At 65.4% G+C, this 13,546-nt stretch carries 11 protein-coding genes; all 11 read right to left on the bottom strand.

Going from position 1 to position 13,546, the window contains the following annotated elements; translation table 11 throughout:
- Positions 1-18 precede the first annotated feature (18 nt).
- Entirely contained in the window at positions 19-891 is an 873-nt protein-coding gene (locus VSX60_RS08065; RefSeq protein ID WP_327623633.1) for a lysophospholipid acyltransferase family protein, read from the bottom strand.
- A 54-nt stretch (positions 892-945) separates the two neighbouring features.
- The gene (locus VSX60_RS08060; RefSeq protein WP_327623632.1) at positions 946-1,470 is read right to left on the bottom strand and encodes a GNAT family N-acetyltransferase; all 525 of its coding nucleotides are present in this window, start codon (positions 1,468-1,470) and stop codon (positions 946-948) included.
- Between the two features lie 98 nt (positions 1,471-1,568).
- Positions 1,569-2,285, bottom strand: coding sequence for a tRNA (adenosine(37)-N6)-threonylcarbamoyltransferase complex dimerization subunit type 1 TsaB (tsaB, locus tag VSX60_RS08055; protein ID WP_327623631.1), 717 nt, complete (start codon positions 2,283-2,285; stop codon positions 1,569-1,571).
- 70 nt (positions 2,286-2,355) lie between these two features.
- Complete coding sequence (locus VSX60_RS08050; protein WP_327623630.1) at positions 2,356-2,928, bottom strand: NifU family protein; 573 nt, start codon at positions 2,926-2,928, stop codon at positions 2,356-2,358.
- A 118-nt stretch (positions 2,929-3,046) separates the two neighbouring features.
- Complete coding sequence (locus VSX60_RS08045; protein ID WP_327623629.1) at positions 3,047-3,538, bottom strand: universal stress protein; 492 nt, start codon at positions 3,536-3,538, stop codon at positions 3,047-3,049.
- Between the two features lie 111 nt (positions 3,539-3,649).
- Positions 3,650-4,717: a tryptophan--tRNA ligase gene (trpS, locus tag VSX60_RS08040; RefSeq protein ID WP_327623628.1), complete on the bottom strand. Its 1,068-nt coding sequence runs from the start codon at positions 4,715-4,717 to the stop codon at positions 3,650-3,652.
- Positions 4,718-4,826: 109 nt separating this feature from the next.
- Complete coding sequence (gene murJ, locus VSX60_RS08035; protein ID WP_327623627.1) at positions 4,827-6,437, bottom strand: murein biosynthesis integral membrane protein MurJ; 1,611 nt, start codon at positions 6,435-6,437, stop codon at positions 4,827-4,829.
- Positions 6,434-9,295: a [protein-PII] uridylyltransferase gene (locus tag VSX60_RS08030; protein ID WP_327623654.1), complete on the bottom strand. Its 2,862-nt coding sequence runs from the start codon at positions 9,293-9,295 to the stop codon at positions 6,434-6,436. The genes murJ and VSX60_RS08030 overlap by 4 nt, the downstream gene beginning before the upstream one ends.
- Positions 9,296-9,488: 193 nt before the next feature.
- Positions 9,489-9,791, bottom strand: a complete 303-nt coding sequence (locus VSX60_RS08025) for a hypothetical protein (protein WP_327623626.1) — start codon at positions 9,789-9,791, stop codon at positions 9,489-9,491.
- A 351-nt stretch (positions 9,792-10,142) separates the two neighbouring features.
- A complete protein-coding gene (locus VSX60_RS08020) occupies positions 10,143-10,517 on the bottom strand; it encodes a hypothetical protein (protein ID WP_327623625.1) in 375 nt (124 codons plus the stop codon).
- 297 nt (positions 10,518-10,814) lie between these two features.
- On the bottom strand, positions 10,815-13,514 hold the full coding sequence (gene mutS, locus VSX60_RS08015; protein WP_327623624.1) for a DNA mismatch repair protein MutS: 2,700 nt from the start codon (positions 13,512-13,514) through the stop codon (positions 10,815-10,817).
- Positions 13,515-13,546: the final 32 nt, after the last annotated feature.

Here is a 13,546-nt window from a genome sequence, read left to right as displayed (position 1 = left end):
GGCGCCGACAGGGATGAATTAGACCCATATATCGACAGCATCATGACGCGGCGCAAGCGCCCGATCATTTTCGCGCAGCACGGAGGGGTCTTTTGCCTCCGTTCTGTGACCGCGAAGGCTCGCAGCGAGCATGTTTCGGACGCTGGCCTCGGCCGTGCGCGCCACCAATTTGCGATCGGACGATTCGCCGAAGGGGATCGGCGTGCCGAACGAGACCTCGACCCGGATCGCGCCCTCCTTGAGAAAGGTCAGGAGATGCGGCCCCAGTTCGACGGCGCCCGGCCAGGCGGCCAACGGCCGAAAATAGCGGCCGAGCGGCACGCCATTGGCGTGGGTATAGGCGATTGCCACCGGCTGCACGGCGACCGCATGGGCCTTGTAGGAGCGAAGTGCCGACTGGGCGGCGCCGAACAGCGCCGTCTTGAACGGCAGCACCGCGTTGCCGTCCGACGTCGTGCCCTCGGCGAACAAGACCATGACATCGCCGGCCGTCAACCGCTCGGCGATGGCGTCGGCCTGAACCCCGGTGCGCCGGCGCGCGTCCCGCTCTACGAAAATTGTCCGCTGGAGCCGGGCGAGCAGGCCGAAGGCCGGCCAGTCCCGAACCTCGGCCTTGGCGATAAACGACAGCGGCGTGATCTTGCCGAGCACCATGATGTCGGCCCAGGACTGGTGATTGGCGACAAGAAGCAAGGGATGGGTCTGGCTCGGCTGCCCGACGATCTTGACCTCGATGCCCGCGACAGTGCAGGCGATGCGGTGCCAGATCACGGGCAGTCGACGTGCCAAGGCCCAGCCGCGCGCAATCGCCAGGCTCTGGAGCGGCCATAACACGAGGGTGAGCGCGGTGAGGGTCGCGGCGACGAAGCCGACGCGCAGCCATCCGATCATCGCTTACCGCCCGGTGGCGCGGTCATCATCCTGTACGCCATGGCGCCGCCGTCGCTATCTCAGTGTCCGCTTGAGCATCAACGCGCTGGTCGTGCGGCCGTCCGGCTGGCGGTAATAGGCCGGCCGGCGGCCAACCTCCTGGAAGCGCAACCGACGGTAGAGCTTCAATGCCGGAGCGTTCTCCTCGTCGACCTCGAGGAACAGCGACGCCGCGCCCTCTGCATAAAGCTGCTGTAGCAACTGGTCCATCAGGAGACGGCCGACGCCGTGGTTGCGCGCGCGCTTGGCGACGGCGATCGTCAGGATCTCCGCCTCACCGTCGATGTTGCGGGCGAGCACGAAGCCCAGCGGCTGCTCCGACGGATGGCCGACATGTCGCGCGACGATGCCGATACCGCCCTTCTGGCTGAGGAGAGAGGCGAGTTCATCGCCGGACCAGGGATGATCGAAGGCTTCGCTGTGGAGATCGGCCGCCGCGTCGATATCGGAATCCTCCAGCGGCGCCGCGGCGATCTCCTGACCGCTCAGCCAGCTGTCCAGAAACGAGACCGTCCAGGTCCAGGGCAAAAACCAGTACATCGGCCTGTTTTCCTCTCTGCCCGCTCATTCCGCTGTGTCAGCGGCGCTATCGGCCGGATGAGACCAACCGATCCGCAAGCTTCACTCGACACAGAGTATCACAGCAAGAGTTGAGGAGTGCTTTCGCTTCCAAAGGCGACACCCGCCGTCGCGGAAGCGGGCTTGGCGTCGGCGCCCCGCAGATAGAGCGGACGCGGCGGCTCGCCTGCCTCCCGCTGTGCCGCAAGCCGTGCCAGCACAGCGATATCGACGCGTGCCTCATCCGTCAGGACTACGTTGGCTCGCGGCTGGGGAACCGGCGCGGCGATCGCCGCGCCGGTTCCGACAAGTCCGATCGTCTGGTCTTGCGAAAGACCGGCGACGAAGGCCTGGAGCGCCTTCGGCGGCAAGGCCCGCGGAGCTTCGATCTGCATCCCGTCGGCGCTAAAGAGCGCCGCATAAACCTCGCCGCGCTTGGCGTCGAGGACGCACAGGATCGGCTTGCCGCCACCAACATGGGGCGCCGCAAGCGCTTCCAGTGTCGTCACGCCGATAGCTGGAACGCCGAGCGCCAGCGCGAGACCACGCACCGCCGACACGCCGACCCTCAGCCCGGTGAACGAGCCGGGTCCGACCGTGACCGCGATCCTGGCAATGTCCGCATAGCTAGCCGAGGCGCTTTCCAGAACCGCGTCGACGACCCCCATCAGTCGTTCCGCGTGTCCCTTGCCGATCTCCGGTTCGGCACACCCGACGATTGCGCCGGAGCGAAGATCGAGGAGCCCCGCCGAACAGCGCTCGAACGCGGTGTCGATGGCCAACAGCAGAGAGGTCATCTGCGCGGGCGGGCGCTTTCGGCGCTGGAAAAGCGCCGGCGAAGCGGACGCGACTGTCGATCTTGCGGCATCAGGCGGCCTCGACCGCCTCCACCGCTTCGACCTCAGGCACGAAATGACGCAACAGGTTCTGGATACCGTGCTTCAGCGTCGCCGTCGAGGACGGGCAACCGGCGCAGGCGCCGCGCATGTTGAGATACACCGTGCCGTCGCGATAGCCGCGGAAAGTGATGTCGCCGCCGTCCTGGGCCACCGCCGGGCGAACGCGGGTTTCCAACAGTTCCTTGATGGTCGCGACGGTGCTCGAATCGCTTTCCTCGAAGAACTCTTCCCCGTCCGGCATCGCTTCGCCGGCGGCCATGTCCGCCATGACCGGCTCGTTCGACATGAAGTGCTCCATCAGCCCGGCGAGAATCGCCGGCTTCAGGTGCTGCCAGTCCGGCCCGTCCTTGGTGACGGTGACGAAGTCATAGCCGAAGAAGACGCTGGTCACACCGGGGATCTGCATCAATCGCGTCGCCAGCGGCGAACGCTCGGCATCTTCGTTCGAGCGGAATTCGATGGTGCCGTTCTCGACGACGACGCGGCCCGGCAGGAACTTCAGCGTCGCGGGATTCGGTGTCACTTCGGTCTGGATGAACATGTCACGCCCCTTTCGCGGCATCGACGCCGCGGCAATCTTTGGAATTGTTCTAAACTTACAGCAGCGCTGCGCTCGCTGCAACAAGACGTAAACTGAAGATAAGGTGCCAAATCGCTCCTCAACAGAGGCTGGCGATATCCTCATCGGTCAAAGTCGCCGGCACGATCGTCACCGGGATCGGGAACGCCGCGCCCTTGCCCGACACCGAAGAAACCAGCGGCCCCGGCCCCTCGGAGGCCTCGCCGGCCGCCAGGACGAGAATCGCGATCTCGCGATCGGCCTCGATCAACGCGTGGATCTCGTCGATCATCGTGCCTTCCCGCACCACGGCCTCAGGCTCGATCCCGACCTTTTCGCGCAGTTCGTCGGCGACCTTGGCAAGCCGCGTCTCGGCCTCCTCGATCGCCTCGGCACGCATGATCTTCTCGACGCCGAGCCAATGCTGGAAGTCTCCCGGCTCGATCACGTAGAGCAGCACCGCGCCGCCGCCGCTCGCCTTGGCGCGATACGCGGCATACGCCGCCGCGCGCCCGCATTCGGGGGTTTCGTCGATGATGGCGAGGAACTTGCGTTTGCCGCCGGCGTCCCGACCGATGCGTCTTGATACCATGGCGGCAAGATGGCAGCGCCGGGGCCGCACGGCAAGATGGTGGTGGTGGCCGGCGCGTTCACTCCCGACGAACGGAAAATGACAACCGGCCTGCGCCGACGAACTAGCGGATCAATCGCGCAGAAAGCCGACGATGTCCTTGACGTCCTTCATCGTCGCGTCCGCGATGGCGCCGGCGCGCTCGCCGCCATCCTTCAAGACCGCGTCGATATGCGACGGATCGGCGAGATAGCGGCGCATTTCACCGCTGATCGGCGCGAGGATGTCGACGGCCAACTCCGCCAGGGCCGGCTTGAACTCGGAAAACTGCCGGCCGCCATATTCGGCCAGCACATCGCCCTTCGACCGCTCGGCGAGCGCGGCGAAGATGCCGACCAGATTGTCGGCCTCGGGCCGCTCCTTCAGGCCGTCCACCTCGGAAGGCAGCGCGTCGGGATCGGTCTTGGCCTTGCGGATCTTCTTGGCGATGGCGTCGGCATCGTCGGTCAGATTGATCCGCGACAAATCCGACGGGTCCGACTTCGACATCTTCTTGGCCCCGTCCTTGAGGCTCATGATCCGGGTCGCCGGCCCTTCGATCAGCGGCTCGGTGATCGGGAAATAACCCGCGGTGCTTTCATCGCCCACGGTAATCGGCACAGCGAGCCCGGCCGCTTCGATGCGCTCAGCAAAGTCGAAATTGAACTTCGCGGCGATGTCGCGGGTGAGCTCCAGATGCTGCTTCTGGTCGTCGCCGACCGGGACATGGGTCGCGCGGTACAGCAGGATGTCGGCGGCCATCAGGCTGGGATAGGCCAGCAGGCCGAGCGAGGCGTTCTCGCGGTCCTTGCCGGCCTTTTCCTTGAACTGGGTCATCCGGTTCATCCAGCCGACGCGGGCGACGCAGTTGAAGATCCAGGCGAGCTCCGCGTGGCCGGAGACCCGGCTCTGGTTGAAGACGATGTGCTTGTTCGGGTCGATGCCGGCCGCCAGGAAGGCCGCGGTGATCGAACGGATCTGTCCCGGTAAATCGTCCTGGACGAGCTGCGCGGTGATCGCGTGCAGGTCGACGACGCAATAGAGGCAGTCGTGGCTCTCCTGCAGGGCGACAAACTTTTTGATCGCACCGAGATAGTTGCCGAGATGCAGATTGCCGGTCGGCTGCACGCCGGAGAAGACGCGTGGGGTGATGTCGCTCATGGTCGGCGGCTCCAAAGGATCGCGGCGGTGTGGAAAATCGCGGGCGTTATGGCGGAGAGATCGGCCGCGATCAAGCGTGGGCCGGTTCGGGCAACGCCGTCGGCGCCGCTCAGATTTGCGGCTTCTTTCGCTTCAGCACAGCCAGAAACAGCTTGCGATCCGCCGCGCCGGTCGCCAACGCCAGCGCGAAATAGATCGCCATGGCCGAGGACACAAGGATCAGAATCGCGAGGGCCTGCGTGGTGACGGGCGATTCTGGCCGCAGCCAGTCGCCGAGTTCGACCATCTCCAGGACCAGGACAGCGCCCATCAACAGCGATGACAGAACCACCAGAGCCGAGCGCTTCACCAGTTCGCGGTCGATCTCCCATAGGCCCTTTCGATACAGCCCGGCGAAAAGCAGACCGGCATTCAGCCAGCCGGCGATGGTGGTGGCCAGAGCAATGCCGCGTTCCGCGATCAGCCAGAACAGGATGAGCGACAGGACGATGTTGGCGCCGGCCGAGATCAGCGTCGCGATCATCGGCGTGCGCGTGTTCTCGCGGGCGAAATAGCCGGGCGTGAATACCTTCGCCATGACGAAGGCCGGCAAGCCGAGGGCATAAAGGCCCAACACCGCCGCCACGGCGGGGGTCGCGGCCGCGTCGAAGGCGCCGCGCTCGTAGAGGACGCGGATGATCGGCTCGGGGATGATGAACAGTGCGACGGCAGCCGGCAGCGTCAGGAACAGCGCGAATTCCAGGCTGCGGTTCTGGGTATGCTGGGCTTCCCGCAGCCGGCCGGCCTTGAGCGCCCGCGCCAGCTCCGGCAGGAGCACGACGCCGATCGCGATACCGACCATGCCGAGCGGCAATTGATAGGGCCGGTCGGCGTATTGCAGGGTTGAGACAGCGCCTGGCTTGAAGGAGGCGATCGCTTGGCCGACGAACAGATTGATCTGGGTGATGCCGCCGATCAGCGCGGCCGGACCGGCCAGAACCAGAAGCCGCTTCAGCCGCTTGGTCCAGCGCGGCCACCGCAGCGCGACGCTGAAGCCGGCCATGCGCATGGCGACGACCACCATGGCGAGCTGCGCGAATCCGGCGATCAGGACCCCCCAGCTCATCAAAAAGCCGATCGTCGCCTTGTCGGCGCCGTCCCAGAGCGCCCAGCCAAGGACGCCGATCAGGATGAAGTTCAACAGCGTCGGCGCCACCGCCGCGGCAAAGAAGCGGCGGAAGGCGTTGAGGATACCCGACACCATGGCCATCAGCGACATGCAGGCGAGATAGGGAAACATGATGCGCGAGAACGTCACGGTGATGTCGTAGCGCGCGGCACAGGAGATCGCGTTACCGCCGGCCGCCGGATCGTCGATGCAGACCGCGAGACCCGGCGCGATGATCGTCTTGACCAGGAATGGCATAAAGATCATCGCCAGGACGGTCACCGCCACGAGGATCGTGAACAGCGTCGAGAACACTTCGTTGGCGAAGCCCCGGGCGCCCTCCTCGCCTTCCTCCTCCAAAGACCGCGCGAACAGCGGAATGAAGGCGGCGTTGAAGGCGCCCTCGGCGAACAGCCGGCGAAACAGGTTCGGAAAGCGGAAAGCGAGGTTGAACGCATCCGCCACCGGACCAACGCCAAGGGCGGAGGCCATCATCATCTCGCGGCCAAAGCCGAAAATGCGGGAGACGAGCGTCGCGCCGCCGACCGTTGCAAACTTGGAAAGCAGGCTCATCGATGGGGTATGCCGAAAGCACGAGGGGATGACATGACGACGGACGAGGACACTTCGCCCTCGGAGCTTTCCAGAACGCGCGTCAGGCGCGCCTCGATACGCTCGATCCGCGTCTCACTGGTGATCTTGGTGCCGATCAGATCGGTGACGTAGAAGACGTCGACGACCTTTTCGCCATAGGTCGAGATATGGGCCGAGCGAATGTCCAGATTGAGGTCGGAAATCGCGCCGGTGACGTCCGACAGAAGGCCCGGGCGGTCCAGCCCCTCGACCTCGATGACGCTGAACTGGTTGGACAAATCGTTGTCGACGCTCACACGCGGCTTGACCGGAAACAGCGTCGTCTTGCGCAAGGGCTTGCGCTGCGCGATGAGGTTCGCCGGCATCTCGCTCCCCTGCAGCAGCTTGGCGATGTTGTCGCAGATTCGCTGGGCGCGGCGGATCTCGTCATCGTCGGACACAAATTCGCGGTTGAGCACCATGACGTCCAGCGCGCGACCGTCGGACATGGTGAAGATCTGCGCGTCGGCGATGTTGGCCCCGGCCCCGGCACAGGCGCCCGCCAGCAGCGACAACAGCCGCGGATGATCCGGCGCGAGCACCATGATCTCGGTCACCTCGTGGAACTTGTCGGTCCGCACGCTGGTGGCAAGCGGCTGGTCGGCCCTGGCGGTCCGAATGAACTCGGCGTGGCGGACCTGATCCTCGAGCGGGGCGGTGAGGAAATAATTGGGATAGTGCAGATCGAGATAGACCTGTCGCTCGAGGGCGGGCCAGGCCGCCAGCCGCTCGGCCAAAACCGCGCGCGCGAGAGCGATCCGCTCACCCCGCGACGACTGGGTGAAGCCGCCGGTCAGCGTCGGTTCGGTCTCCATGTAGAGCGTCCGCAAGAGCTGACCCTTCCAGCCGTTCCAGACGCCGGGACCGACCGCGCGGATGTCGCAGACCGTCAGCACGGTCAACAGCTTCAACCGGTCGAGCGTGCGCACCCGTTCGGCGAAGTCGAGGATCGTCTTGCGGTCGTTGAGATCGCGCTGCTGCGCCGTCATCGACATCACCAAATGGTCCTCGATCAGCCAGGCGACGAGATCCGTCTCGCGCTCGTCGAGGCCGAGGCGCGGGCATAATTCGCGGGCGATCCTGGCGCCGGCGACCGAGTGATCTTCAGGCCGTCCCTTGGCGACATCATGGAGAAGCAATGCCACGTAGAGCGGGGTGCGGTCTTTCGGCGTCCGCATGAACCCCGTGGACATCGGCACTTCGTCGGCGAGCTCCCCGCGCTCCATCCGCGACAGTGTGGCGATCGAGCGCAGCAGATGTTCGTCCACCGTGTAGTGGTGGTACATATTGAACTGCATCATCGCGACGATCTTGCCAAAATCCGGAATGAATCGTCCGAGCACGCCGGCCTCGTTCATCCGGCGCAGATGCAGTTCCGGGTCGACCGGGTCGGTAAGAACGTCGAGGAACAGGCTGTTGGCATCCCGATCCTCCCTCAGATCGGCGTTGACGAGCCGGATCGACCGGCGGATCAGCTTCAGCGCGTCCGGATGATACTCCAGCTCATGCAGCGCGGCGAGCCGGAAGATCCGGATCAGGTTCACCGGGTCGTCGCGGAAGACGTTCGGCCCGGTGACGTTGATGCGGTTGTTGTCGATATGAAAGGCGAGCGTGCCGGGGATTTTCCTGGCCCTATTGCGCAAGCTGCGCACGAAGCCTCGCAGGCCCGGGGCGGTCTTGGCGTGCTGCTCTTCCAGCGCCGCGCAGAAGATGCGCGTCAGATCGCCGACGTCCTTGGCGATCAGGAAGTAGTGCTTCATGAAGCGCTCGACATCCTTCAACCCCGGATGGGAGTTGTAGCCGAGACGCGCGGCAATCTCCGGCTGCAGGTCGAAGGAGAGCCGTTCTTCCGCCTTGCCGGCGACGAAATGCATGTGGCAGCGCACCGCCCAGAGGAAATCCTCGGCCTTATGGAACAGCCGTCCCTCCCGCCGCGAGAACACCCCGGCCTCGACGAGCGCTTCGGTGGAGTTCACCCGGTAGTGATATTTGGCGATCCAGAACAGAGTGTTGAGATCGCGCAGGCCGCCCTTGCCTTCCTTGACGTTCGGCTCGACCAGATAGCGGGTGTTGCCGGTCTTGGCGTGACGGACGGAGCGCTCACCGAGCTTGGCGGCGATGAACTCCTCGCTGGTCCCCTCGACGATTTCGGCCTCGAAGCGCTGGCCGAGTTCGATCAGCAATTCCTCGGCGCCGGCGATCAGCCAGCGTTCCAGGATCGAGGTCCGGATGGTGAAGTCGGAGCGGGCCAGCCGGATGCATTCATCGACCGTGCGGGTGGCGTGCCCGACCTTGAAGCCGAGATCCCAGAGCAGATAGAGCAGATATTCGGCCACCTGCTCGCCGAGCGCGGTCTGCTTGTAGGGCAGGAGAAACAACAGATCGACGTCGGATCCGGGCGCGAGCGTGCCGCGGCCGTAACCGCCGACCGCCAGAATCGCCATGCGCTCGCCGGAGGACAGGTTCGCCGAGGGAAAGACGTAGCGCAGAGCGAAATCGTGGATTTCCCGGATCACCGCGTCCTGCAACGAGGCGAGCCGCTGGGCGCACAAGAGGCCGCCGCCATCTTCGAACAGCATCTCCTCGATCATCGTCCGACCGTGGCGGATGGTATCCTTGAGCAGCGCCAGAACTTCGGCCCGCGCCGCCGTCGAAGCGCCGCCGGAAGAGTCCTTTTCGGCGATCGACGCGAGCCCCGATCGCAGCATCTCGACGTCGAGGATGCCGTCGAGCTGGACCTGCTCGCCGGTCTCGACGAACGGCAGGAGGCTCGGCTGGGCGGGGCTGGCCTCGAGCATGGTCATATGCGGTCCTGCTGCTTATTCGCTTCGCGGCGAAGGCTATAACCCATTCGCAGACCCCTTGCGAGAAAACTCACCATGGCTTCCGCGCCACCAAGGCATCGCTCCTGAACGAAAAAAGGGCCACCCGCGGAAGCGGATGACCCTTGGCCCGGACGCTGCACGCGGGTGCAGCAGTCGCATTTCCGGATTAGCGGCGAACCTGTCGGCGCTCGAACTCGTCCGCCCGACGATTCTCGAAGTCCGAACCTGGAACGATGACCGAACGCGCGTCCACGGAAGTGGCGGAACGCTCGGATACGTAGCCGAAGGCGCGCGCGTCGCCAGACGCCGACGGCGCGAGGGAGACGGAGCCGTCGACGACGGACTGGCGCTGCGCTTCCTGCTGCTGCTGGATGTAGAAGTCGGAGCCCGGCACGAGCGACTGGGCCGCGGCAGGCAGAACACCGGCAAGAGCGGCAACAGCGACGGAAATAGCGAGAATGTTCTTCATATCATAATTCCATTTATTTCGTTTTGGGGCGAGGCGACCCGGTTGCATTGGATTGCTTGGGCCGTCGTCGCCGGTGAACACCAGCTAATGATGATCTATCCGGATGAAATACATTTCTGTTGAACAGTCCGTCTGAAATCACCCTGTCAAAACGAAGTGATCCCTCCGTGAGACGCGGATTTGTTGACAATCGACATGTTCCTGTGCGGAGAGCAGTTTGGAATTTCTCCTCCGGGCCGCGATCGATGGCCCGGCGGTGCCCACTCCGGCCATAGAAAAAGGGCCGCCCGTCAGGACGACCCTTTCTCACATGCGCGCGTGGCCACTTTGGACTACGCAACGATTCCCGAGTTACTTCACGGCGTCGGTCGAAGCCTCGTCCTGCAGCACATCCTCGGTCGTGGTCGCCTTGGCCTCAGCGTCCGACTGGCTCGTCGTTGCGCCCGAACCCGGGACGAGGAGCGTGCCGTCGGCAGCCGTCTCCCCGGTGGTCTCGGCTTTCGTACCGGCTGCAACCGCATCGCGCTCAGTAGCTTCGTTCAGCTGGATCTGAGCCTCGCTGCCCGGGACCAGTGTCTCGGTGGTCGCGTCCGCTTCGGCCGCACCGGTTGCCGCACCAGGGTTGTCAGCAACCGCATCGCGAGTCGCCGCCTCGTTCTCCTCGATGATGGTCTCCGACCCCGGAATTTTCGGCGCGGCGTCCTGAGCGTATGCAGAAACGGTCAAGATTGAGGCGCCGATGATAGCAGCGGAAAAAATAGATGCATTCTTCATAGTGTAAAACCTTTCATACTTGCGACGGCAAAATGTTTACGTCTTTGCCATCGGTCGTTTAGAGATCGTTAACCTCGTCCGTTGCCAAACGGGCGTCATCTTTCGGAGTTCCATAATTTGTAGCTGGCTACAAATTCAGCAGAATCGGAAGCGAACAAACTTGACAGCCCGATGCGCCGACGAACCGCGCGGATCGCATTCTGGCGGATGCGCACCGTCACCCGTCAAACGGGATCGGGCTGGCGCGTGTCAGCGTGAAGGGCGAGCGAGCGCGCTCAACCGGTAAAGCGCTTCGAGCGCATCGCGCGGCGACAGGCTGTCGGGATCAAGCGCCGCGAGCGCGTCGCGAAGCGCGTGGTCTGGCTCAGGCTCGTGAGGATGCGTTTCGGCGCGCCGTGCGACCGCCGAGAATAGCGGCAGGTCGTCGACGAAGGCGGTCCGCTTCTCGCCCTGCTCGCCGCGTTCGAGTTCGGCCAGCACCTGCCGGGCGCGCTCGACCGCCTTGGGAGGAAGCCCAGCCAGCTTGGCGACCTGAATGCCGTAGGACCGGTCGGCCACGCCGGCCGTGACCTCATGCAGGAAGATCACCTCGCCCTCCCACTCCTTCACCCGCATGGTCGCGTTGCGCATGCGGGAAAGCCGCGCGGCCAGCGCCGTCATCTCGTGGAAGTGGGTGGCGAACAGTGCCCGGCAGCGATTGACCTCATGCAGGTGCTCGACCGCGGCAAAGGCGATCGACAAGCCGTCATAGGTCGCAGTGCCCCGGCCGATCTCGTCGAGAATAACCAGCGCCCGCTCCCCCGCCTGGTTGAGGATCGCGGCGGTCTCGACCATCTCGACCATGAAGGTCGAGCGTCCTTCGGCGAGGTCGTCCGAGGCGCCGACCCGGCTGAACAGGCGATCGACGATGCCCACATGCGCCCGCGCGGCCGGCACGTAGGAACCCATCTGGGCCAGGACCGCGATCAGGGCGTTCTGGCGCAGAAACGTGGATTTGCCGCCCATGTTCGGGCCGGTGAGCAGCCAGATCGATCCTGCCCCCTCCTGCCCGGGCCCAGGCGGCGAGAGGTCGCAGTCGTTGGAAACGAACGGGTCGCCCGGCCCCGCCTTCAGCGCCGCTTCGACCACCGGGTGGCGGCCGCCCTCCACGGTGAAGGCAAGGCTGTCGTCGACATGCGGCGGCGTCCATTCCTCGGCAACGGCGAGTTCGGCGAGAGCGGTCGAGACATCGAGCACCGCAAGCGCCTCGGCGCCACGCTGCAGTGCTTCCGCCGCCTCGCCGACGGCGGCGACCAGGCTCTCGAAGGCCTCAAGCTCGATCTTGAGCGCTTCGGCCGCGGCGCCGGCGATCCTTGTTTCCAACTCGCCGAGTTCGGTGGTGGTAAACCGCATCGCCGACGCCATGGTCTGGCGATGGATGAAGCGCGTTTCACCGTCCTCGCCGGCCAGCGCCTTGGCCTGCGCCTCGCCAACCTCGACGAAATAGCCGAGCACGTTGTTGTGCTTGATGCGCAGGTTCCGCACCCCAGTCTCGGCGGCGTAGCGGCCCTGCAGGTCGGCAATCACCCGCCGCGAATTCTCGCGCAGCGCATGCGCCTCGTCCAGCGCCAGTATCGCGCCGTCGCGGACGAAGCCGCCATCGCGCTTGAGGAGCGGCATCGCGTCCGCGAGCGTGTCCGACAGCGCCTCATGCAAGGATTGGGGCAGCGCGGCGAGCGCCGCGAAGGCATAGCGCAATTCGTCCGGCATCTCGGCAGCGGCGGCTGCGGCGATGGCGAAGCCAGCCTCCAACCCGTCGCGGATCGCCGCGAGGTCGCGCGGACCGCCACGGCCCAGCGACAACCGCGACAGCGCCCGCTCGGTGTCCGGCAGGCCGGTGAGCGCCGCGCGCAAGCGCTGGCGGTTCGGCATATCCTCGACGAAAGTGCCAACCGACGCCTGCCGGGCCCGGATCGCCGCCGGGTCGGTCAGCGGGGCGGCGAGCCGGCCGGCCAAAAGCCGGGCGCCCGCGCCGGTCACGGTCCGGTCGATGGTCGACAGCAGGCTGCCCTGCCGCTTGCCCGACATTGTCCGGGTCAATTCCAGCGAGGCGCGCGTCGCCGGATCGATCTGCATGAGCGAGCCGGCGACCACCCGCTCGGGCCGCTGCAGGGCCGGGCGCGCGGCCATCTGGGTCTTGCCGAGATAGGCAATCAGCGCGGCCGCGGCGACGAGTTCGACCCGCGAGAAACCGCCGAAACCGGATAGCGTCGCGACACCGTAGAAGCGGCAGACCCGCTCCTCGGCGGTCGCTCCGTCGAACAGCGCCTGCGGCTCGGGCCGCGCGGCGCGGCCATACCGGCGCAACAGTGGCTGCAGCGTCTCGTCATGGAAGACCGGCTCGGCGACGACGATTTCGCTCGGCTCGAGTGCGGCGATGTCGGTGGCCAGGCGCCCGATGTCGGTTTCCGCGATGCGGAAGGTGCCGGTCGACAGATCCGTCCAGGCCAGGGCGAGGGCCGCATTTGGGCCGGAGCCTCCCAACCGCGCCAGCGCCATCAGATAATTCGGGCGCCCTGGCTCGAGCAGCGCCTCCTCGGTGATCGTCCCCGGCGTCACCAGGCGAACCACGTCGCGCTTCACCACCGATTTGGCGCCGCGCTTGCGCGCTTCGGCGGGGTCCTCGATCTGCTCGCAGACCGCGACCCGATGGCCGAAGGCGATCAGTTTCTGCAGATAGTCGTCGGCCGAGACCACCGGCACGCCGGCCATCGGGATGTCTTCGCCGAGGTGCTTGCCCCGCTTGGTCAGGGCGATGCCAAGCGTTCGCGACGCCTCGGCCGCGTCATCGAAGAACAGCTCGTAGAAATCGCCCATGCGATAGAACAGCAGGCAGTCCGGATTGGCCGCCTTGATCTCGATATATTGCGCCATCATCGGCGTGGGGGCGGCGTCCTTGTCGGCCGTCATTGCGCGGATCGGTCTCTTTCGTTCAAACTGGG

This window comes from Aurantimonas sp. A3-2-R12 (assembly GCF_036016755.1).
GTDB lineage: Bacteria > Pseudomonadota > Alphaproteobacteria > Rhizobiales > Rhizobiaceae > Aurantimonas > Aurantimonas coralicida_A.
Note: the sequence above shows the minus strand (reverse complement) of the source record. Positions and strands in the feature narration are given on the sequence as shown.

Coding starts and splice junctions, on each gene's coding strand:
- VSX60_RS08060 (WP_327623632.1), bottom strand. CDS start 1,470: ATGTACTGGTTTTTGCCCTGGACCTGGACGGTCTCGTTTCTGGACAGC.
- tsaB (WP_327623631.1), bottom strand. CDS start 2,285: ATGACCTCTCTGCTGTTGGCCATCGACACCGCGTTCGAGCGCTGTTCG.
- VSX60_RS08050 (WP_327623630.1), bottom strand. CDS start 2,928: ATGTTCATCCAGACCGAAGTGACACCGAATCCCGCGACGCTGAAGTTC.
- VSX60_RS08065 (WP_327623633.1), bottom strand. CDS start 891: ATGATCGGATGGCTGCGCGTCGGCTTCGTCGCCGCGACCCTCACCGCG.
- trpS (WP_327623628.1), bottom strand. CDS start 4,717: ATGAGCGACATCACCCCACGCGTCTTCTCCGGCGTGCAGCCGACCGGC.
- VSX60_RS08025 (WP_327623626.1), bottom strand. CDS start 9,791: ATGAAGAACATTCTCGCTATTTCCGTCGCTGTTGCCGCTCTTGCCGGT.
- murJ (WP_327623627.1), bottom strand. CDS start 6,437: ATGAGCCTGCTTTCCAAGTTTGCAACGGTCGGCGGCGCGACGCTCGTC.
- mutS (WP_327623624.1), bottom strand. CDS start 13,514: ATGACGGCCGACAAGGACGCCGCCCCCACGCCGATGATGGCGCAATAT.
- VSX60_RS08045 (WP_327623629.1), bottom strand. CDS start 3,538: ATGGTATCAAGACGCATCGGTCGGGACGCCGGCGGCAAACGCAAGTTC.
- VSX60_RS08030 (WP_327623654.1), bottom strand. CDS start 9,295: ATGCTCGAGGCCAGCCCCGCCCAGCCGAGCCTCCTGCCGTTCGTCGAG.